Source organism: Desulfovibrio sp., from assembly GCF_019424165.1.
GTDB lineage: Bacteria > Desulfobacterota > Desulfovibrionia > Desulfovibrionales > Desulfovibrionaceae > Desulfovibrio.
On the sequence record NZ_JAHZAA010000004.1, the window covers coordinates 128,008 to 147,739 of the forward strand.

At 60.1% G+C, this 19,732-nt stretch carries 20 protein-coding genes; 1 reads left to right on the top strand and 19 read right to left on the bottom strand.

Going from position 1 to position 19,732, the window contains the following annotated elements:
• The coding region (locus QZ377_RS03425) for a DMT family transporter (RefSeq protein ID WP_291439542.1) at window positions 1-463 on the bottom strand (463 nt) is incomplete at its 3' end.
• A 382-nt stretch (window positions 464-845) separates the two neighbouring features.
• Entirely contained in the window at window positions 846-1,364 is a 519-nt protein-coding gene (locus QZ377_RS03430; RefSeq protein ID WP_291439544.1) for a septal ring lytic transglycosylase RlpA family protein, read from the bottom strand.
• 4 nt (window positions 1,365-1,368) lie between these two features.
• Here QZ377_RS03430 and QZ377_RS03435 point away from each other — a divergent pair, with 4 nt between their 5' ends.
• Window positions 1,369-1,713 carry a hypothetical protein gene (locus QZ377_RS03435; RefSeq protein WP_291439546.1) on the top strand — a complete coding sequence of 115 codons (345 nt, stop codon included), beginning with the start codon at window positions 1,369-1,371 and terminating at the stop codon, window positions 1,711-1,713.
• Between the two features lie 736 nt (window positions 1,714-2,449).
• Here the strand turns inward: QZ377_RS03435 and tsaB are convergent.
• From tsaB to fliD, 17 genes are all read right to left on the bottom strand, one after another.
• Window positions 2,450-3,331 carry a tRNA (adenosine(37)-N6)-threonylcarbamoyltransferase complex dimerization subunit type 1 TsaB gene (gene tsaB, locus QZ377_RS03440; RefSeq protein WP_291439548.1) on the bottom strand — a complete coding sequence of 294 codons (882 nt, stop codon included), beginning with the start codon at window positions 3,329-3,331 and terminating at the stop codon, window positions 2,450-2,452.
• Window positions 3,328-4,518 (bottom strand): site-2 protease family protein, encoded by a 1,191-nt coding sequence (locus QZ377_RS03445; RefSeq protein WP_291439550.1) that lies wholly within the window; start codon window positions 4,516-4,518, stop codon window positions 3,328-3,330. Before QZ377_RS03445 ends, tsaB begins: the two co-directional genes overlap by 4 nt.
• On the bottom strand, window positions 4,512-5,843 hold the full coding sequence (dxr, locus tag QZ377_RS03450) for a 1-deoxy-D-xylulose-5-phosphate reductoisomerase (RefSeq protein ID WP_291439552.1): 1,332 nt from the start codon (window positions 5,841-5,843) through the stop codon (window positions 4,512-4,514). Before dxr ends, QZ377_RS03445 begins: the two co-directional genes overlap by 7 nt.
• A 398-nt stretch (window positions 5,844-6,241) precedes the next feature.
• Entirely contained in the window at window positions 6,242-7,060 is an 819-nt protein-coding gene (locus QZ377_RS03455; protein WP_291439554.1) for a phosphatidate cytidylyltransferase, read from the bottom strand.
• Window positions 7,050-7,892, bottom strand: coding sequence for an isoprenyl transferase (locus QZ377_RS03460; RefSeq protein WP_291439556.1), 843 nt, complete (start codon window positions 7,890-7,892; stop codon window positions 7,050-7,052). The genes QZ377_RS03455 and QZ377_RS03460 overlap by 11 nt, the downstream gene beginning before the upstream one ends.
• A 146-nt stretch (window positions 7,893-8,038) precedes the next feature.
• A complete protein-coding gene (gene frr, locus QZ377_RS03465) occupies window positions 8,039-8,599 on the bottom strand; it encodes a ribosome recycling factor (protein ID WP_291439558.1) in 561 nt (186 codons plus the stop codon).
• Window positions 8,600-8,837: 238 nt separating this feature from the next.
• Entirely contained in the window at window positions 8,838-9,551 is a 714-nt protein-coding gene (pyrH, locus tag QZ377_RS03470; protein WP_291439561.1) for a UMP kinase, read from the bottom strand.
• A 142-nt stretch (window positions 9,552-9,693) separates the two neighbouring features.
• Complete coding sequence (locus QZ377_RS03475; RefSeq protein WP_291439563.1) at window positions 9,694-10,074, bottom strand: DUF4911 domain-containing protein; 381 nt, start codon at window positions 10,072-10,074, stop codon at window positions 9,694-9,696.
• Complete coding sequence (locus tag QZ377_RS03480; RefSeq protein WP_291439565.1) at window positions 10,074-10,424, bottom strand: AzlD domain-containing protein; 351 nt, start codon at window positions 10,422-10,424, stop codon at window positions 10,074-10,076. The genes QZ377_RS03475 and QZ377_RS03480 overlap by 1 nt, the downstream gene beginning before the upstream one ends.
• On the bottom strand, window positions 10,421-11,170 hold the full coding sequence (locus QZ377_RS03485) for an AzlC family ABC transporter permease (protein WP_291439567.1): 750 nt from the start codon (window positions 11,168-11,170) through the stop codon (window positions 10,421-10,423). Before QZ377_RS03485 ends, QZ377_RS03480 begins: the two co-directional genes overlap by 4 nt.
• A gap of 71 nt (window positions 11,171-11,241) precedes the next feature.
• A complete protein-coding gene (locus QZ377_RS03490; protein ID WP_291439569.1) occupies window positions 11,242-11,778 on the bottom strand; it encodes an HPP family protein in 537 nt (178 codons plus the stop codon).
• A 192-nt stretch (window positions 11,779-11,970) separates the two neighbouring features.
• Window positions 11,971-13,287, bottom strand: coding sequence for a 4Fe-4S binding protein (locus QZ377_RS03495; protein ID WP_291439571.1), 1,317 nt, complete (start codon window positions 13,285-13,287; stop codon window positions 11,971-11,973).
• Between the two features lie 153 nt (window positions 13,288-13,440).
• Complete coding sequence (locus QZ377_RS03500) at window positions 13,441-13,902, bottom strand: pyridoxamine 5'-phosphate oxidase family protein (RefSeq protein ID WP_291439572.1); 462 nt, start codon at window positions 13,900-13,902, stop codon at window positions 13,441-13,443.
• Window positions 13,883-14,422 carry a flavodoxin family protein gene (locus tag QZ377_RS03505; RefSeq protein WP_291439574.1) on the bottom strand — a complete coding sequence of 180 codons (540 nt, stop codon included), beginning with the start codon at window positions 14,420-14,422 and terminating at the stop codon, window positions 13,883-13,885. The genes QZ377_RS03500 and QZ377_RS03505 overlap by 20 nt, the downstream gene beginning before the upstream one ends.
• Window positions 14,423-14,502: 80 nt before the next feature.
• Complete coding sequence (locus QZ377_RS03510; RefSeq protein WP_291439575.1) at window positions 14,503-15,237, bottom strand: Crp/Fnr family transcriptional regulator; 735 nt, start codon at window positions 15,235-15,237, stop codon at window positions 14,503-14,505.
• Between the two features lie 320 nt (window positions 15,238-15,557).
• Window positions 15,558-16,313, bottom strand: a complete 756-nt coding sequence (gene fliS / locus QZ377_RS03515) for a flagellar export chaperone FliS (protein ID WP_291439576.1) — start codon at window positions 16,311-16,313, stop codon at window positions 15,558-15,560.
• A 53-nt stretch (window positions 16,314-16,366) separates the two neighbouring features.
• Window positions 16,367-19,447, bottom strand: coding sequence for a flagellar filament capping protein FliD (fliD, locus tag QZ377_RS03520; protein ID WP_291439577.1), 3,081 nt, complete (start codon window positions 19,445-19,447; stop codon window positions 16,367-16,369).
• Window positions 19,448-19,732: the final 285 nt, after the last annotated feature.

Below are 19,732 nucleotides of genomic sequence, written 5' to 3' on the forward strand. Positions count from 1 at the left end.
CCAGGGCCAGCGTCAGGCCGAGCATGCTTATGTCCGCCACGCTGCCGGACTGCGCGCCGCCGCTCAGCAAATACACGCCGCTGATGGCCAGAACCACGGCCAGAGCGGTGACCGCGGAAAAACGCTCATGAAAGAAAACAACCATCATGAGCATGACCATTACAGGATAGGAAAAATGGAGGGTTGCCGCCACGCCGCTCGGCATGTACTTGAACGCCTGCATGAACAGCAGGGCCGCCATGGCGTACATGAGGCTCATGCCCGTCAGCTTGGCAAGATTGCGACGCGAGGTGTGCAGGCGCTCGCCACGCAGGAGGAGCAGTATCCCCAGCACAATGGAAGCAATGAAAAAACGGTAAAAAAGTACGGTAGCCGGAGAAAGTCCCCTGGCCATGAGCGGCAGGCTGAAAAGGGGGATAAGCCCGAAGGCTGCCGAAGAGAGCATGCTGTAAAAAAAGCCCATGACATCCTTCTTTGAACATGAGGTGCAAGAGGCTCATACAGAATAAGCACTGGGGTGGCAAGGCCCACGCTCCGGCGGTAAAAAATATCCGTCGACCGATCCGGATCGGCCTTTTGCTGTGGGCAGGCAGGAACTTTTTTTACAGTGATCCATGTGGACTGTCTTGTCCATAACGCAAGCCCCGGACCCTGTGCGTTACAGGGGCCGGGGCTTGATGCTTGCAACCAGAGCCCGCTTATGGGCTGGCCGGGGGCGCAGTGCGGCCGTAGCCGGGCCGTGCAGATTTGTGCAGCGGGCGCTTGCCTTTGGTGCGGCGCGCCGGGCGGCTGAAAAGATAGCCGAAAGATCGGCGATGCGTGTGTTGCGCTACAGATACAGGCTGCTAGCGGGAATGCCCCAGTACAACTTCTGCTTCGGGGTGAGCCTGGCGCAGGGCCTCATGCATGGCGGCGGCATCCGCAAAGGCGCGGAAGGGGCCGATGCGTTCGTCTCCCATGGCGGCATTGTAGCGCACATAGTAGGCCTGGTCGGCCTGCAGGGGAGTACCGCTTTCATCGCTGACCACCTCAAGCTCCACCTTGCCCACGCCGCGCGTGCCAAGGTCAAGCTGCTGGGCAGCGGCAAAAGAAAGGTCAATGATGCGGCCGCGTACAAAGGGGCCGCGGTCTGTCACGCAAACCATGACGCTCTTGCCGTTTTCCTGGTCGGTCACACGCACGACAGTACCCATGGGCAGGGTGCGGTGGGCAGCGGTGAAGGTATACATGTCGTAGTTAAGGCCGCTGGCTGTGGCGCCGCCGTGAAAGTCGCGGCCGTACCAGGAGGCTTTGCCGGTGAAAACTTCGCTTTGCTGGGCGCGTTTGAGCCATATGTCGCGGCTGTCAACGCTTTGTTCGGACACGGCTTTGCTTTTGGCAGACGATTTTGTTGCCTTGCCGCCCTTGGCATTTTTAGCTGCCTTGCCGGACTGGCTGGTTTTAACGGCTTTTTTATTCTTTTCAGACTTGGCGGGGCGCGCTTGCGATGATTTTTTTACAGCTTTGGAGGCGCCGGATGAGGATGCGTTTGAAGAGAGTTCAGCGGAAGGAGCGCTTGCAGAAGCCGCGTCGGCTTTCATGGGGGCGGTCAATAGCATACATGCGACCGCGACCGCCAGCATGGAAGGCCAGCGTGAATACTTCATGATCATTCCTTGGTTACTGTTCGAGGCTGTCCGGCGGATGCCGGGCGGACCACGCCCGTGGTCCTGACCCCGGAGACTCTCCAATGACGGCGGAAGCGCCTTGCGCTCCGGACCGTCCGTCTCGTTGGGGGATGCCTTTTCTTGATGGAGGAATATACCGTAATAAAAACTTCGGTGTCAAACTGACAAAGATATGTAATTCAACTTGTTATCAGCAATTTTTTTCTAGACAAATGCTAGAGTGTCATAAATAGTGCATGGTATATTTGTTTTTATGTTCGCAGGGTGGAACAAAAATCCCTATTCGCGTGTGAAGCTGAAAAAAGAATTCGACGGGAAAGTGTGGGCAATAACAGAAAAAAACTGTCCGTCAGACAAGTACGTTCTGGCGGTTTCGGGGCTGGTTGCGGTGCGCGCTGCGCTGCTGCCTGCGGGCAGTAGGGGGGAGCCGCCGCACGTGGTTTTTTTGATGGGAAGAACAGAGGCAGCGCCGGTGAGGTCGTGAGCCATGCCGGCTGTGTGTGGGGAATTGCCGCGTGGGTGTTGTGCGCGGGTTGCGTGCAAAGCCTGTAGGCTGAGTGTTTTTTGTATGTCTTGCCTGCTGTCTGCGGCTTTGCGCCGGTTCAGGAAACAGGCGCGCCACAAAGGCCCAAGGCAGTTACAGGCTGGAGCAGCCAGCTCTTGAAACCGCCCTTGCCTTATGCCTGATATGGTTGCAACACTGCGGGCCGAAACCACATTTTCTTTTCAGGGGGCGAATGCCGCAAGCTTTGAGAGCATGCATCCTCAAAGGGCAAACAGCTCTAGATGTCGCTGCGGGGTGGCCGTTGCAGCAGCAGTTCCAGGGCTGCGGAGGCGGTTTCGCTTGTCAGTCCCTGGCGCGGTGCCAGTTGGGGCAGATTTTCAACCGCATCGCAGGGGCGCACATAGAAAGGTTCCAGGTCGGCATTGGCATAGTCGCCATGCCGGGCAAGCAGGCACAGGGACTGGATGTCGGGGTTTACCAGGTCATCCAGTGCCGTGACCGGCGCGTTTTCGGTGTCGGCGCAGTACTGGCTGCCGTCCGGCGAGGGGCGCAGGGGATCCAGAGGGGAGAATACCGCGGCATTCCGGGTAAGCCCGCTGCCGCAGGCCCACACGATGCGGCTGCCTGCGGGAACCCCCTGGGGCAGGGGGGCTGTGCGACTGTCCAGAATGCGGGCAAGGGCTTCGTGCGGCGTGCACAGGTCTACCGGAGCCAGTGGCTGCGCGGGAATCATCGGCCCGTAGGACAAAAAAAGCTGGCAATGCACGAGGTTGCGCCGTGCATGGGTAATGGCCCACACGGGCGCGCCGAAAAGAAGCTGGCGGCGCTGCACGGCAGTGGTGGCAAGGGCCTGCATATAATCCAGCCCGGCCAGCCCGGCCCTTCCGCCCCTGCGCAGGGCGGCCGCCGTAGCCAGTACAAGCCGTATGCCCGTAAAGGAACCCGGCCCGCGCACGCAGGCCAGGCGTCTGAAATCAGCGGGTTTTATGCCCAGAGCGGTGCAGATGTTTTCCAGCGCCGGGGCCAGAATTTCCGTGGCGCGGTCAGCCCTGCGCCATTCCTGGGCGCAGAGCAGTTTTTCGTCATCAGTGACAATGATCTGTAGCACGCCCTCGGCCGCATTGAGAATAAGCTCAAGCCCGGTGGAATATGCGCTCATGATCCGCTCCCGAACCAGCCGGCCCCCTTTACGATGCGCCATATGTCATTGTAGGTGGCCAGCAGCATGAGTGTGACCAGCAGGGCCAGCCCGGCCCGCATGGCATAGTCCTGCACCCTGGCGTTGACCGGGCGGCGGAAGATCATTTCCCACAGGCAAAAGACGATCTGGCCGCCGTCCAGCACGGGAATGGGCAGGAGGTTGAGCACCCCGAGGTTGATGCTGATAAGCGCGGCCAGGGCCAACAGCCCGGCCATGCCTTCATGGGCCTGCTTGCCCACCATCTGCATGATCATGATGGGGCCACCAACCTGATCAAGGGGAACCACCCGTTCAACCAGCTTTACAAAACTTTTCCAGGTCAGGGCAAGCATGTTGGAGGTCTGCCCCGCCCCGGCCACAGCCGCGCCCCAGAAGCCGTGCTCCACAAGGCGCACAGCGCCGGTATTGCGTATGCCCACAAGCCAGGCTTTTTCGTCTTCACCGAAGATGGTTTTGCGCACGGCCATTTCAGGCTTGATTTCCACCGTCAGCAGGCTTGTGGCCGCGGTGGCTCCATCGCTGGCCGTTGTCCGGTCATGGCTGTCTTGCGGGGCAATGTCTTCATCCGCCGGGGGAGCGACGCTTTCCACCTTGTGGGGCCGCTTGAGTTCCACAAGCATGGCCTGCCCGTCGCTGGCGGCAATGGCGCGGGTCATGTCTTCCCAGTCCACAATGGGCTGACCGTTGATGCTCACAATGGTGTCACCGGCCTCAACGCCGGCTCTGGCGGCCGGGCCGTCCTCCACAAGGCCGCCTACCTGGGGCAGCAACTGGGGGGTTCCCCAGCCGAAAGCCAGTATCCAGCACAGCAGCCAGGCCAGCAGCATGTTGGCTACCGGGCCGGCTGCCACCACCAGCAGACGCTGCCACGCGGGGCGCAAAGAAAAGCTTTCTTCACGGGTAAAGCCTTCGGGCAGTTCGCTGTCGTCCTGTTCACCCACCAGGGCCACGTAGCCGCCCAGGGGAATGAGGGACAGGGCATATTCTGTTTTGCCCCATTTGCGTTTGAGAATTTTGGGGCCGAAGCCAAGGGAAAAGGTGGAAACACCCATGCCGAATCCACGGGCCACGGCAAAATGCCCCAGCTCGTGAAAAAAGATGAGGCCGCCAAGAACAAGAGTGACTGCTATGATGGTCGTCAGCATGCGGATTCTCCGTCGCGGGCCAGCTTGCGCACCAGCTCGCGGCTCTGGCTGTCAAGCTGCGTAATGCGCTCCGCCAGGGTATGGGCCTCGCTTTGCAGGGCGGCCATCCCGGCCGGAGCCGGAGGCGTGCCCTGATGCAGCGGGGCGCAGAAAGACTGATTGCCGGGCTCTGTGGCGCTGTGCGCTGCCAGAGCCGCCTCTATCAGCCGGGGAATGTCAAGAAAGGCGCAACCGCCTTCAAGAAAAAGTTCCACGGCGGCCTCATTGGCCGCATTCATGACCACACAACGTCCCCCGCGCAAGGCGAGAGAGCGGCGGGCCAGCTCAAGACAGGGAAAAACCCCGCTGTCCGGTTCGTGAAAAGTGAGGGGCGCGGCTGTCAGGTCAAGGGGCGGTACCCCCACAGGCAGACAGCGCGGCCACAGCAGGCAGTTGGCGATGGCAAGGCGCATGTCCGCTGTGCCAAGCTGTGCCAGTTGGGTTCCGTCCTCCAGCTCCACCAGCGAATGAATGACGGACTGGGGATGCACCAGCACCTTTATGCGCTCGGGAGCCGCGCCATAGAGATGGTAAGCCTCAATGACCTCAAGCCCCTTGTTCATGAGGGTGGCCGAGTCGATGCTTATTTTGGCGCCCATGCTCCAGTTGGGATGCTTGAGGGCCTGGGCTGGTGTGATGTGGCGCAGGTCTTCGAGCGATCGCCCACGGAAGGGGCCGCCGCTGGCGGTGAGAATGAGGCGGCGCACTTCCTGCCCGCGCCCTGCGAGGCACTGAAATATGGCGTTATGCTCTGAATCCACAGGCAGCACAACGGCTCCGGTGCGGGCGCAGACACGGCGCACCAGGTCGCCTGCCAGCACAAGGGATTCCTTGTTGGCAAGGCAGATGATCTTGCCCGCCAGGGCGGCGGCCAGGGTTCCGGCAAGCCCGGCGGCGCCCACCTGTGCTGAAAGCACGGTGCGGGCCTCGGGCAGGGTGGCAAGTTCGGCATAGCCTTCGCGCCCGGTCAGAATGCGGGGCGAGTAGCCGGAAGGCAGCAGGGCCTTGAGCCTGGCGGCGGCATCTTCATCAAGCACTGCCAGGTGAGACGGCCGCCAGCGGGCGGCCTGTTTTGCCAGCAGTTCCACCTGGCGGGCGCAGGCCAGCCCCTCAACGCGGAAGGCCTGCGGATGGCTTTCAACAACAGCAAGGGCGCTGCAGCCAATAGACCCCGTGGAGCCGAGAATGACCAGACCGCGCGGCCATGTGTCGCGCCACGCGTCGTCCGGCGGACCGGAGATATAGTCTATGGAAGGGCCGCCCTGACCCGGCCAGAGATGTGCCATGTCTGCATCCTGTGCGTACCGCCGTGTGTAGAGGTGCTGTTTTATGGGCAGGCGGCTTGCCCATAAGAAAAAATAGGTACGGTGGCAAAAAAATCAAGCGGCCCCGGCAGGGGGCCGCCCGAAATGGCGCGGCCGGGGCCGGAAACCACATAAATTACAACATGTGGGGCCGGGCGTCAGCCGTGAATGGCATCTGCCCTGTGCGGGTAGTGCTACCCTGCACCGCCTGATGCCCGTGACTGTAAAATCTTGACGGTGCAGCCCGGTGCAACCGTATTTTGCCACTGCCCTGACGGCTGCGCGGGCAGGCATCCGCCGCAAAGCCGCAAGCTCCGTGTGTGGTCAAGCTCTGTAGTGAGCAACGGAAAAACGTTGCGGATGCATTTTTCCGGCATGCTCTAAAAGAAAAAGAACCACTGGTCCACAACGGCCACCATAGGCATGGCAAAGAGCAGGCTGTCTGCCCTGTCCAGCACGCCGCCGTGCCCCGGCAGCAACTGGCCGGAATCTTTTACATTGACCGAACGCTTGAGGGCAGACTCAAAAAGGTCACCCACCTGGGCAAAGGCGTTGACCGCAATGCCCAGCAGGGCAAAGGACAGCCAGCCAGTTTTGCCGTAAACCGCGCCGTAAATGGCGCAAAAAATTACGCAGGCCACCAGGCTGCCCACAGCGCCCTCGGAGCTTTTCTTGGGGCTGACGCGGGGCCAGAGCTTGTGATGCCCGAAGCGCGTACCCACAAAGTAGGCGGCAGTATCGGAAATGGCAACGGCAGCAATGACGAAGATGAGCTTGGTGGTGGAAAGATAGGTGGCCGGCAAAAGCAGCAGCGGCACATAGGCCAGCCCGGCCATGAAAATACCGCTGGACACAAAGGCATTGTCTTCTTCAACAACGTCCCAGCGAAAAAGAAAGCTCATGGCCGACAGAACAAAACCCGCGCCAAGGCAAACCAGGGCGTCCTGCGGGCGGTTCATCCAGGTGAGGCAAAGCATGCCCCAGCCCAGGGCGATGGCGCATATGCGGCTGGTGATGCGTCCTTTGGGACCCCAGAAAAGGGAATAGAATTCCCACAGGCCCAGGGCCGAAACCAGCAGAATGACGAACAGCAGGGGCCAGCCCCGCAGCCAGAGCACCAGCAACAGCACGGCGGCCAGCAATACGCCGGTTATGATGCGGCGGATGTCGATGGGATTGGCGGTGGGTTCAATGGGCATCTATTTGCTCCTGTGTTTTGCCAAAGCGGCGCGACCGCGCGGCGTAAGCTTCCAGCGCCAGGCGCAGTTGCGCGGCGTCAAAATCGGGCCAGGCCACCTGGGTAAAGTACAATTCACTGTAAGCGCACTGGTACAGCAGGTAATTACTCAGGCGTTGCTCGCCGCTGGTGCGGATGAGCAGGTCCGGATCGGGTTGCCCCGCGGTATAAAGGCGCTGTGCCAGGCTTTCTTCAGTAATATCTTCGGGCCGCGCGCCGTCATGCAGAAAAGACCGCATGGCGCGTACCAGTTCGGCCCGCGAACCATAATTGAGGGCCAGGTTCAAAACCATATGCGGGCCGTCGGCCGTACGTTTTATGGCGTGGCGCAGGGCAGTGCGCTGTGCCAGCGGCAGGCCGTCCAGATCGCCCAGTACCCTGAGGGCGATGCCCTGTTCTTCAAGGCGCGGCAGTTCCCGGCGCAGAAATTCCAGTAATAGTGAAAACAGGGCGCTTATTTCCGCCTTGGGGCGGTTCCAGTTTTCACTGGAGAACGTATAGAGCGTCAGATGGCGTATGCCCAGCCTGCGGCACTCGGTAACCACGGCGCGCACGGCCTCGGCCCCCGCCTTGTGTCCTGCCTCGCGCGGCAGGTTGCGCGCCTGCGCCCACCGGCCGTTGCCGTCCATGATAATAGCCAGGTGGGCAGGCAGTTGCGCGGCCGGCAGATCACCGGCACGCCCGGATTCCCGGACGTCTTCATCCTCGGGCTTTGCGGCGGCCGCTCCGGCGGCTGTGGAGTCCGCCTGTGTGCAGGGCTTCTGCCCCGGCAGGAGAGTATCATGTGGGGTCATACTGCTCAGCCTGTATAAAAATGCTGCCCGGCCCAACGGCCCGGATTTTCAGGCGAAAAAACATGCCACTGCCGGAACGCGCCGCCCCCGCCCCGCTGTAGCAGAAACGCGGCGGGCGGCGGCACGTGGCGGAAGATCCGCCACGGCTATATTTCCATTATTTCTTTTTCTTTGGCAGCGCAGCGCCTGTCTACTTCGGCCACATACTTGTCGGTAAGCTTCTGCACATCGTCAGTGGCGCGCTTTTGTTCGTCTTCGGTAATGGTTTTTTCTTTTTCCAGCCTTTTCACGCTGTCGTTGGCATCGCGGCGCACGTTGCGCACGGCCACCTTGCCTTCTTCACTGTATTTGCGCGCCACCTTGCCCAGTTCCTTGCGGCGTTCTTCAGTGAGGGGCGGCATGACAATGCGGATGAGCTTGCCGTCATTGACGGGCGTAAGACCAAGGTCGGACTTGAGAATGGCTTTTTCTATCAGGGCAATGCCGCCCTTGTCCCAGGGCTGGATGGTCAGGGTGCGGCTGTCGGGCACAGCTATGGAGGCCATCTGGCTGATAGGGGTGGGGGTGCCGTAATAATCGGCCTTTATGCCGTCCACAAGGGCTGTGGTGGCGCGGCCGGTGCGCAGTTTGGCAAAGTCGCGGTCAAGAGCTGCAAGGGCTTTTTCCATGCGGTCTTCGGCATCAAGAAGGATGCTGTCGATATCCATAAATTATTCTCCTTGGGGCTGCGGCCTGCGGCCTGTTCCTTTGGGGATGGCGCTGCGCCTCCCTTTGCGTAAAAATCCGGAACGGTCTGACACTGAAAAGCCAGACCGCCCGGCACGGTTGCAAATTTCAGGTCTGCCTGCGTTTGCCGGGCCTCGCCCGTTTTTTCCGGGCGGGTATGTATCTGCCGGGCAATCGGGTTTTTTCGCGGTAACGCGACAAACATGACGTCCGGCTGCATCAGCAGTTGCGCACGATGGTTCCTACAGGCTCGCCCATAACGGCGCGCTGGATGTCGCCGCCGAACATGCGGCAGACAATGATAGGCACATTGTTGTCGCGCACCAGGGCAAAGGCCGTGGCGTCCATGACGCCCAGGTGGCGGGCCAGGGTCTCATCGTAGCTGATAGTGTCAAACTTTACGGCGTCGCTGTGTTTGGTGGGGTCTTTATCGTAGATGCCGTCAACCTTGGTGGCCTTGATGATGGCATCACACTTAAGTTCCATGCCGCGCAGCACAGCCGTGGTGTCGGTGGTGAAATAGGGATTGCCCGTTCCGGCGGCACAGATGACCACACGGCCTTTTTCCATATGGCGCAGGGCGCGGCGGCGAATGAAGGGTTCGCACACTTCCTGCATGGTGATGGCCGAAAGCACGCGGGTGGGATAGCCTTGTTTTTCCAGCATATCCTGTACGGCCAGGGCGTTCAGCACCGTGGCCAGCATGCCCATATAGTCAGCCGATGAACGCTCCATACCTTTGGCCGAGCCGGAAAGCCCGCGAAAAATATTGCCGCCGCCGATAACCAGGGCCATTTCCACGCCCATGGCAAGCACCGTGCCGATTTCGCGGCATATTTCCGCCACGGTCTCGGGATTGATGCCGGTCTTGTTGGACCCCGCAAGGGCTTCGCCGCTCAGTTTGAGCAGAACTCGCTTGTATGTCAGTGACATGTATCCGCCTTCATCTGGATGGAAGGCCCGTATGAGGGCCGTTGTGCTGTGGAGCGCCCGCAGTGCGCGGGCGTGAAAAAACGGGACCGGGCCTCCCCGGGCCCGTTCTCCCGCAACAGGGCTTTCATAACAGAAAATGTGGCTATCTCAAAGCATTTTTGCGGTCCTGCGGCCGGGGGGCAAAGGGCCATTCCAACAACTCAAAGGGCAGGCTGCAGGACATTTCTGCAAGCGCTCGTCGCGTCTCTTTTTCCAGGTGCGGCGAAAAAATGATTTTAAGCAGGGCGGTTTTGGGCTCAAGTACGGTGAAGTAGGCCGTGTGATCGTAAGCTTCTAGCAAAAAACGAAAAAGGGCCGTGTGTTTCGGGGCCAGGCGCACGAGCAGGCGCCCGCTGTGCCGGGGGGCGGCCAGGGCGGGGGCCGGTTTGCGCCGCCTGCGCAGAGCAGGGAGGTTGTGCGCAGGGCTGGTTCCTTCACTGTCCGGCGTGGTACGGGTGTCCGGAGCGGGAGCGCGTGTATCCATCAGTACAGCCCCGAGTAGCGGGCCAGAATGACCAGACCGATGCCCACAACAATGGTCAGAAAGTAGTTTTTGCTCCACCAGGCCACCACCAGAGCGGGCAGGGCCGCCATGAGAAAGAGGTTGGACGGCCCGGCATTGAACGAGCCCTCATAGATGAAAACATCCGGGCCTACCAGCGCGGCCATGACTGCCACAGGTACAAAGGAAAGCCAGTGCCGGAGCAACGGAGGCAGGTTGTCGCCTTTAAGAAAGGTAACGGGCAGGATTTTGGGCAGCAGGGTTACCAGGGTGCTGCCCAGAATGCACAGGATGAGGCCCGTGTGGGTATCAAGCCAGCCGGGTTCGTTCATGGGTGCACCTCATCGGACTTCGCGGGCGTGCGGGGGCGCGCGTTTTCCTTTTTTTCCCGGTACAGCAGCAGGGCCGTACCCAGGCTTGCGCCCGCCACAGTGGCGACCGCAACGTTCCACTGGCTCATACCCGCGCTTTTGAGGGCAATGGAGAGGCTCATGGTGAAAAGGGCCACCAGGATATGTAAGCGGCTCACGCACTGCGGAACCAGCAGGGCCAGAAACATGGCCGTAAGCGCGTAATCGAGGCCGAGCGGCTTTACATCGCTGACCAGTTCGCCACAGAAAGCGCCGATGGCGCTGCCGCCCACCCAGGCAAGCTGTGTGGTCTGGTTGCAGACAAAGAGCGTAGTGAGGTTGCGTTGCCAGCCGCTCTGAAAAGCTGTGATATGAACGGCAAAGGTTTCGTCCGTAAGGCCCAGCCCCAGCAGAAAACGCTGTATGCGGGGCAGGCCCGCCAGCCAGGGCGACTCCGCGGCGGACTGGAGCAGATAGCGCAGATTGACAATAAAAACCGCCGCCATGATGGACAGTGTTCCGGCTCCCGCTCCCCACATGCTCGCAAAAACAAACTGACCCGAGCCGGAAAACATGAGTACCGCCATGGCCACAGCCAGGGAGGGGGGGATGTTGTTTTTGACCGCCAGCACGCCAAAGGCAAAGCCTACAGGAGTATACCCGAGAACAATGGGCAGTGCTCGGCGCAGGCCCTCCGCCAGGGGGGACGCGGGGGAAATGCTCGACATGTTGCAAACCTCACCAGATGCCGGAAAAGAAAATGGCTACCCTTTTTGATGCGGTGTGGCAAGTCGGCACCTCACCACCAGAATGTGGGATATTTTTTTCCGGCGGCAAGATTATTGGTCACAAGGGCCAGCAAAAGCATGCAGACGGCTCCGGCGGCGCAAGGCAGCAGCACATACCAGTACCCCATGCTGTGTATGCCCGGCCCGCCGATAACGGCAATAAGGGCCGTAGCCCCGCCCGGCGGGTGCAGGGTCTGCGTCATGTGCATAAGGGCGATGGCAGTGGAAACGGCCAGCGCCGAGGCAAGAACCGGGTCTGCCCCCAGCATGGCCTGGCTGCTTACGCCCACAATGGCCGAAAGCACATGCCCGCCCACGAGGTTGCGCGGCTGGGCCAGCGGGCTGTGCGGCGCGCCGAAGGCCAGAACCGCCGAAGCCCCGAAAGAGCCGATCAGCAGGGGCAGGTTCCATTCCTGGGCGCACACTTTTTCCAGCAGGGCCAGGCAGGCTACTGAAAGGCTGCTTCCGGCCCAGGCCCAGAAAATTTCGTTCCAGCCGACGCGGGGCTGGGACGGGCTTGTGCCGATGCGTTTCAGAAGACGTGTCATTGATCATCCTTGGAACATGTTGATTTTTAAAATATATGATAAAATCACGGCGCTGGCCGCGGTGTTCAGAGCGGCTTGACGTTGCACATGCTTCAACCGCCCCAATGCACCGCCTGTGTTTTTTGCAGCGGGCATTTGCCCGCGCATCCGCCAGAACAATGATAAAATTACCCGGTGGATACCTCTGCCATGTCAGATACGGGCCATGAACAGAAAGGCCGCGTGCAGTCCGGCCAGCAGGGCCAGAAAAACTGTCCCGACCCAGGCCTGGCTGCCGCTTTTGCCAAGCCATGTCAGCGCCAGAGCGCCCTTGGGGCAGATATGGATGCAGTCGCGGCACAAATGGCAGGTGTTGGCGGCGATACCTTTTTCAAGAGCGGCTTCGCTCATGGCGCCCTGTCTGCACGTCCGCACGCAGGCCATGCAGCCGCAGCAGTCGCCCACACGGCGCACGCGCCAGGGCGCGGCGCGACCCAGCCATTGCGCCAGAAGCCCCAGAGGGCATACGCCCCGGCAATAGGCGGCATATCCCCGTACGCGGCTGAACAGCAGGGCGCAGGGAACAAGCAGCAGCCCCAGCAGCAGGCCGCAGGCCAGAGCAGCGGCCACAGGTGCTCCCGCAAGGCGCAGGCCCAGTGCCGTGAGCAGGGTAAGGACAAGCATGCCCAGGCGCAGACGCGGCAGCCAGCGCGGAGCGGGGCGGGATTTTGCTTTTGCCGCCGCTGTGGCGTCCCATACGCCGAAATAACAGAGCTGGCTGCACCATGCCGCGCCCGCCAGCAGGGTGGACAGGCCGAAAAGCCCCAGCATGAACCAGCCTCCGCCCCGGTAAACAGGCCCGGCTGCGATCAGGCCGGGAACAGGCAGGTGAAGGCTGCCCGTAAGCAGAAAGCGGCTTTCCACTGCCAGACCGAGCACAAGCTGACCGAAAAATATCAGCGAAAACAGCCGCCACAGCCGCATGCGGGCCTGTGACGCCATGCGGCTGTCGCCAAGCCAGCCCGCCGCCAGTGTGGCCCACAAGGCGGCCAGCGTGATTTGCACCAGCCCCCCCTGAGGAATAAAGCGTTCCAGCAGCAAGAGTTGCGGATTCATAAACCAGACGGGCAGTAAAAGAGCCAGACATACGCCCATGGCTCCCAGTTGTGCGGCAGCGGTGTCTTCCCGGCGGCAATAGCGCTGCCGCGCCTTTTGCCCCAGAAGAAGCAGGGCCGCCAGAACCGTAAACAGCGCTACGGACAGCAGGATGACGGCCAGGCGCTGCCAGGGTTGCTCCATCAGTTGCCGTATCTGCACAAACTGGCCGGTGGTCCATATCCAGCGGGCGGCCAGCAGGGGCAGCCCCAAAAGCAGAAACTGCCGCACCCACGCAAGGCGTGTCCAGGCCAGCAGGGCGGCAAGCACGCAGGCCGCGGCCAGGGAGGCCCAGCCTGCACGCCAGAAGTGCGCCGCAGCCAGGGCAAGAGCCAGAAAACTTGGCAACGGAATAAGACGGGAAGCTCCGGCCATGTCAGACTTCCTTTAAAATCAGTGTATTGAAGTATATTTACTCTTCCGGCCAGGGGACGGCTACGGGCAGCGGATACCGCTGCTGGAGACCTGAGCGCCTTGCCGGGGCAGTATCGCGATGGTCACAGGTTCCCGTTTTGGCGCTCCGCCGTTTCAGGCCGCGCCGGACGGCTGCCTGCGCTTGCCGACCAGTTCTTCAATATCAATGCGCACGATACCGGTGCGTCGTATGCTGGCAGGCGGTGTGGGTTGCGGGCACAGGGCCGCATAGCGGACGGCAATGGCATCAAGCGCGCGCCCTTTTTCGGCCTCGTCCTCGACAATACAGGCAAGCCCCTTGCCGCAGAGCGACTTGAAATAGGTGGTGGATTTTTCGCGGTGTATGGTTACGTCCGCAATGATGGTAAAGGCCACACGGGGATTCTGCCGGATACAGTCCAGCTTGTGTCCCTCAAGAGCGCAATGGATGTAGATGGCCTGGTTCAGGCGGGCGAAGTTCAGCGGCAGCACATAGGGGTAGTCTCCGTCATGCATGGCGAGGAAAAGTTCGTCGGCTGCGGCGAAAACTTCATCGAAAAAGGCCGGATCGTTGCACTCACGATTTTTTTTGCGCATAGGTGGCTCCTTGTTGATGGAAGGCGGCGGCCGCCTCCAGGCAGTGCCGCCAGGACTGTCCGGCGGCCTGCAAATCTTCCCCGTCGGGGTGGCGGGCGGCTTCCTGGAGTCGCGCCAGCCGTGCCGGGGTCATAGGGTGGGTGCCTTTGCGCTGCGAAGCGGCAATGACCCGGGGGTTGACCCTGCCCTGGCATAAAAAACCGTCCAGCACGGTGTTGCCGTTTTCTTGCAACAGGGTCTCGGCTGCCTGTGCGCAACGCAGGGCATGCGCCGACTGGGGCCAGGCCCCAAGTGTGCCGAAGTAGAAAACAGGCTTGCCGTATATGCGGCGCATATAGCGCTGGGCGCGGGCATCTGGCAGGCCTTTGCGCACCCAGAAGCCCACAGCCAGACAATCGTATTCCGCAGGGTCGGGAGCATGGCGTACAGGATGGCAGGGCAGGCCGGTGGCTGCGCCGATGGCCTCGGCCACCTTGCGGGTATTGCCCGTGCAGGAAGAATAGACAATGCAGACGCGCATAGTTGCCCTTTACGGATTTTCAGCTTTGAAAACATGTTGTTTCACGGTGTGCAAGGCGCTTGCCGCGCACATGAACAGCTCTAGCCTTGCGCCCGCAGTTTCAGGGCTTCGTGGTCCAGCAGTGTGATGCTGCGCCGCTGGTGCTCTATGATACCTGCGGCCGAAAGGGCGGAAAGCTCGCGACTGAGGCTCTCCCGGCTGATGCCCATGAGGCGGGCCAGAATTTCCTGGGTAACGCCAAGGCGCAACGTGGCGCTTTTTTCCATTTTTGCCCGGTGCAAAAGCCATGCGGCCACGCGCCCGGCCACGGATATGCGCCCCTGTGAACCGGCAATTTTGGTAATAAGCAGACGCTGGCGCAGGCTCATGGCTCCCAGAAGGCTGACGGCCAGCGGCGCATTGTTTTCAAGGGTGTGCAGAAACGCGCGCCGGTTCAGGCTCAGCACGGTGGTATGTTGCAGGGCCACGGCCGAAATGGGCAGCCCCCCTTCATAAAAAAGTACGCCTGCGTCAATGAATTTGCCGGAATGCACGAGGTGGAGCACACATTCCTTGCCCTGGCTGCTGTGGCGGCACAGCTTGACCAGACCGGAAAGCAGCAGCATGGCGTCCGCGCTTTCGTCGCCTTCCTGAAAAAGCGCCACACCGGGAGCAAAGCTTTGCAGGCGGGCGTGGCGGGCAAGCACATCCCTTTCGTGATGGTTCAGGCCCGTCAGCAGGCCGGTACACAGGGCATCGGCTATGGTGGGCGCGGCTTGCAGGCTTTCTTCGTTCATAAGAGAATCCGTGTTGGCGGCATATTGTCGGCTTGTCATAATGCAATCTCCCGGGCTTTCGGCTTCAGGAATGCCGGACTTCGGGGATGGTACGGCGGCAGCCGAAACCTTCCGGTGTACGCGAGCGGCAGCGGCAGTGTAACGGCCACTGATTCAGTGTACAACACAAAAACCCCCCGCAATCTGTGACTGTAGTCACAATTGCGGGGGATATGCGTTTATGTCTGGGGCAGTGCTGTATGCGTTTAAAAGGCCGTCCCTGTTGTCGTATGCCGCCGTTGCCGTTCTTGCGGCGAAACACTGTTTTGCAGCGGGCGGGCGAGTGAAGCAGCCTGGACGCCGTGTCGCTCTGCCGATGCCTATTCCTGATGCGTGGTTTTGCCGTAAGCACCCGGCAGCCGGCTGGGGGCAAAGCCTGTGGGCGCGGAGGGCATCTGGCTCATGGCCTGCTCAAAGGACTGCACATGCGCTCGCGGCGCTGTTCCGGGCTGATTGGACTCCGCAGCGGGGGCAACGGCTGCCGGGGGTACCGCGTCAGGTGCGGCAGCCGGGGCAGGGGAATAGCCGGGAATGGCGGGTTGCGCCGGGGCCTGTGCCTGGAAGGGCATGGCGTTGCGCCCGTAGGCGGCCTGGGCCTGGGCGCGGGGAACAGGCATGCCCTGATGCTGCATGAGGGGCTGGGCTGTTTTGGTTACCGAGCCGGAGGGCTGCATGCGGCTGGCAATATCTGCCGCGGCCTTGCGTGCCTCGGGGGTTTCGATGATCTGGGCGTAGGCCCCACGCAGGCCTGAAAGGATGCTCTCCACACTGTCGAGCGACTCCATATCCATTTTCAGGTTGGCGCGCAGCAAGCGCGCTGTGCAGAGCAGGTAAAGGTTGTTCAGGTTAACGGCCAGGCTGCCGCCCTTGTCCATATTGAGCGATGCGGCAAGCTCGTTAACGATGTCGATAACCTTTGAGATCATGATGCCTTTGCCCGCAAAGTCTTTGGCGATCATCTTGGTGCGGGCCTGCTGGATGTATTTGAGGGCGCCGTCGTAGAGCATGAGCAGAAGCTGCCCCTGGTCAGTGGTGCCGATTTTGGTCTGAAAGTAGGCGTGCGCCGCTTTGTTCATGTTTCTGTCCTTGTGGCGTGCGTGTTTTTATAGCGTACCGCGCTTGAAACGTACTAGCTCTTGCTGCTGTTGTTCATCTTGGCAATCTGTGACTCAAGCTGTTTTTGCATACTTCCGTAGTTGTTCAGCAGGGTTTCCAGATTGGCGAAATATTTTTTTTGCCGCGATTCCCAGAGGGCCAGCCGGCTTTGTTCTTTACTGATCTTTTTATCGATATTTTCCATGATGGTCTTGTAGTTGTCACGCAGGACCATCAGTGCGCCGTTCTGCGATTTAAGGGCAATGGCGTCGGCGGTTTTGGCCGGGTCTGAACCGGACATGTTGACGTCATTGAACACCAGCTCGCTTTTCAGAAAGCTGTTTACCGACTGCACCAAGCCTTCCTTGATGCGTACCTGCCCTGTATGTTCGCCTTCGCTCAGGTCGTCAATCAGAATGGCAAGACCGCGCCCGTCGCCTGAGGCCACGCTGTAATAGTAGCCGGGCATGCTTGTATCGCGCTTGGCCTCCACACCGCCCACCATGACTTTTTCAATATTGCCGTGCGCGTCAACAGTATACGTTACATCATATGATCCGGCCTTGGTAATGCCGGGAACATGGCTGCCGTAGCGAAAATCCGGCGACGTGGTGGTACCTGTGCCTTCGGTGCAGAAAAAATCCACCACGGCTTCCAGGTTATTGGTGATCATGTCGTTATAGTTTTCCTGGTCCATCTGCTGCAGGGCGGCAATGGAGGACGAGGGCGCTATTTCCAGCAGGCCGAACTTGTCGCTGGCCTCATTGTTGTTCACCTTGATGCCCAGGTTCGCCAGGTTGGCGAGCACGTCGCCGGAAAGCACGTCTTCGGCGCTGGTGCGGCTTTTGAACCCCGGAGGCGATCCGGTCAGCAGGCTGTTGAAGCGTGATTTGAAAAGCTGCACCCCATAGTTGCCCTGCAAAAGACCGCCCTTTTCCGCTGTAAGCTGTGACGGGCTGTAGTTGTCGTTGTCAGCCAGCTTGGGGTCGTTGGTTGTGGTGGCCTTGTCTTTGTCAAAGCTTGTAAACTCACGAATGGTCAACAAAACAGAGTTTACGGCATCCAGAAATGTCTGGATGGATGTTTCCACCGAGGTGATGTCGGTGCTGATATTGATGCGCGCCTGCCCCTCATCCTGAAGGGTAAAGACCACGCCTTCAATAACATCGCTGACCGTATTGGTGGCGGATTCCATCTCTACGGGCCAGTTGTCCACGGTAAAGCGGGCATTGGTGGAGCGCTGGATGTTCCAGTTGGACGATGAGGCCACTTGCCCCTTGATGCCCGGTCCGCTGAGCCCTTGCACGTTGGCGACTTCAAGGTAGGCGGGGCCGTCGGCTTCACCGGTCCAGGGGGTTCCGTCCGCTTTTACAAGCTTGGCGGTGGCTCCGGCGGCCTGGGCGGCCGGATCGCTGTTCAGGGTGGTCTGAATGGCGTTCACCACATCCTGCATGGAGGAGCCGCTGGCTATGGGGCCGACATTGATGGCCGTGCCGTCATTAAGGGTGATCGTATAGTTGAGGTCCGGCTGCGGATTGTCCAGCGTGCTGTCCGGGAGCATGCCCGTATTGGTAGTGGTCGTGGCGGTGCTCGCAGTGAGACCGTCCATGCCGCCGCCTGTACCCTGGCTGAGGTAGAACTTGACGGTATCGCCCAGCGAAAGTGAAAGGTTGCCGTTGCCGTCTGCGGTATGGGCTGTGCCGGTTTCTGTGGCAATTTTGTCGGCCAGTTCCTGGTAGGTGGCGGTGTTTGCAATGGTTATGTTTTTTGCAACCCCATCCTTGCCCACAATGGTGTAGGTGAAATCGCTGCCATCGGGATTATTGCCGCCGATCTGCTTGTCCAGCATGGCGGCCTTGAAAACCAGCGCCGTGGTGGCGGACGCAAGGTCGCCTACGCGGTTCCCCATTTCTGCTGCGGTATAGGTGGGGGTATAGGATGCCGCCTCGGTGCCGCTGAAGCTTATATTTGTAATATTATCAAGCTTGACGGACCAAACACCGTGTGCGTCCATGCTCATGTCCGCCGACTTCATGCCCGAAGCCTGCGCCATCTGGGCGAGGGCATCGCGCATGGTGGTGCCTGCCTTGATGGTAACCGTGCGCTCGCCGCTCGTGATGCCGTCATCGTATTGCATGGTGACGGTGAGGTCGCTGCTCAGCGTGTCGTTGGCCCCGCCGGACGTAAGGGCAACCTTGGTGCTGGCGGGTATGGACTTTTCTGTGGTTGTCGTATCACGCTGGTACATGGCGGCCACGCCCGTAAGGGTCAGGTTGCCGCTGCTGTCCAGGCTGGCCACGTTGCGGCCTGTCTGGGCGTTTATCTGGTCTGCCAGATTCTGGTTGGTCTTGTCGCCGGTGATGGCAACTTTAAACTTTGCGCCGTCCTCCATGATCAGGTCATAGGAGTATTTTGTGGGATTGGTCAGCGCTTCGGCAAGATTGAGAGAATTGTTCGTTCTCCAGGCCGAAGTGCTGCCCGCAGAGCTCATGCCCACAAGGCCGCTGTCGTGAATGACAAGATCGTTGGCTGCGCCGGTGCTTTTGCCGGCCACCTGAAAGACATAGCCCGAACCGGTCTGTACCGTGCTTACCTTGATGCCGGGATTGTCGGTAGAGTTGTTGACCATGCTGACAAAGGATTCCAGCGTGGTCTTGGGCGGCACCTTGATTTCCTTGGTAGCGCCCGCATAGGTAAATTTGAAGTACTGGTCCGTACCGGTATCGTTGATGATGTCGTTCTTGGAGCTGAAGACATGCCCGGTATTGGCCCAAACGGCATTATTGGCCGTTTGCAGTACGTTGATGGTGTGTTGCACGTCCTGGGCCGAGGCGTTGGCCACAGCGGTAAGAACATGCTCGTTGCTGGAGGCGACATTCTTGGTGACGAAATTATTCCGGTTGCTCAGGGTTCCGAGCACGTTGCTGGCGATCTGGATCTGTTCAATGATGGAGCCGAACGCTTCATACCGTAGATTCCAGTCGGACTTCCACGCGGTCAGACGGTTGAGCTGGATGGACTCCACCTTTTTGAGCTTGGCAAGCACGGTATCAAAGTCGGTACCCATGTTGCTCAGGCCGGATATGGAGTTTGAGCCGGATATACTGATAGCCATAAGCGCCTCTCATAAAAAATTCTGCCCGGCAGGGAGGGGCATATATGCCGGACACAGCCCATGTTGCAAAATGCGTGCAACTTTCAGGGGCATTTTTTGCCTCTCCTTACGGAGAGAGTCTTTCGGACAAGCGCATGTCCGTATTGTAAATAACGGTCAAGCGACAAAAAAGTTTAGCGGAAAAGGCCGCTTCGGCCCGCTTAGCGGCATGCCAGTTGTGAACAGTGACATGACGTTGTGCAGGATGGGCAGGGTCCGCCGGTTTGAAGAAAAACAGAAAAATCA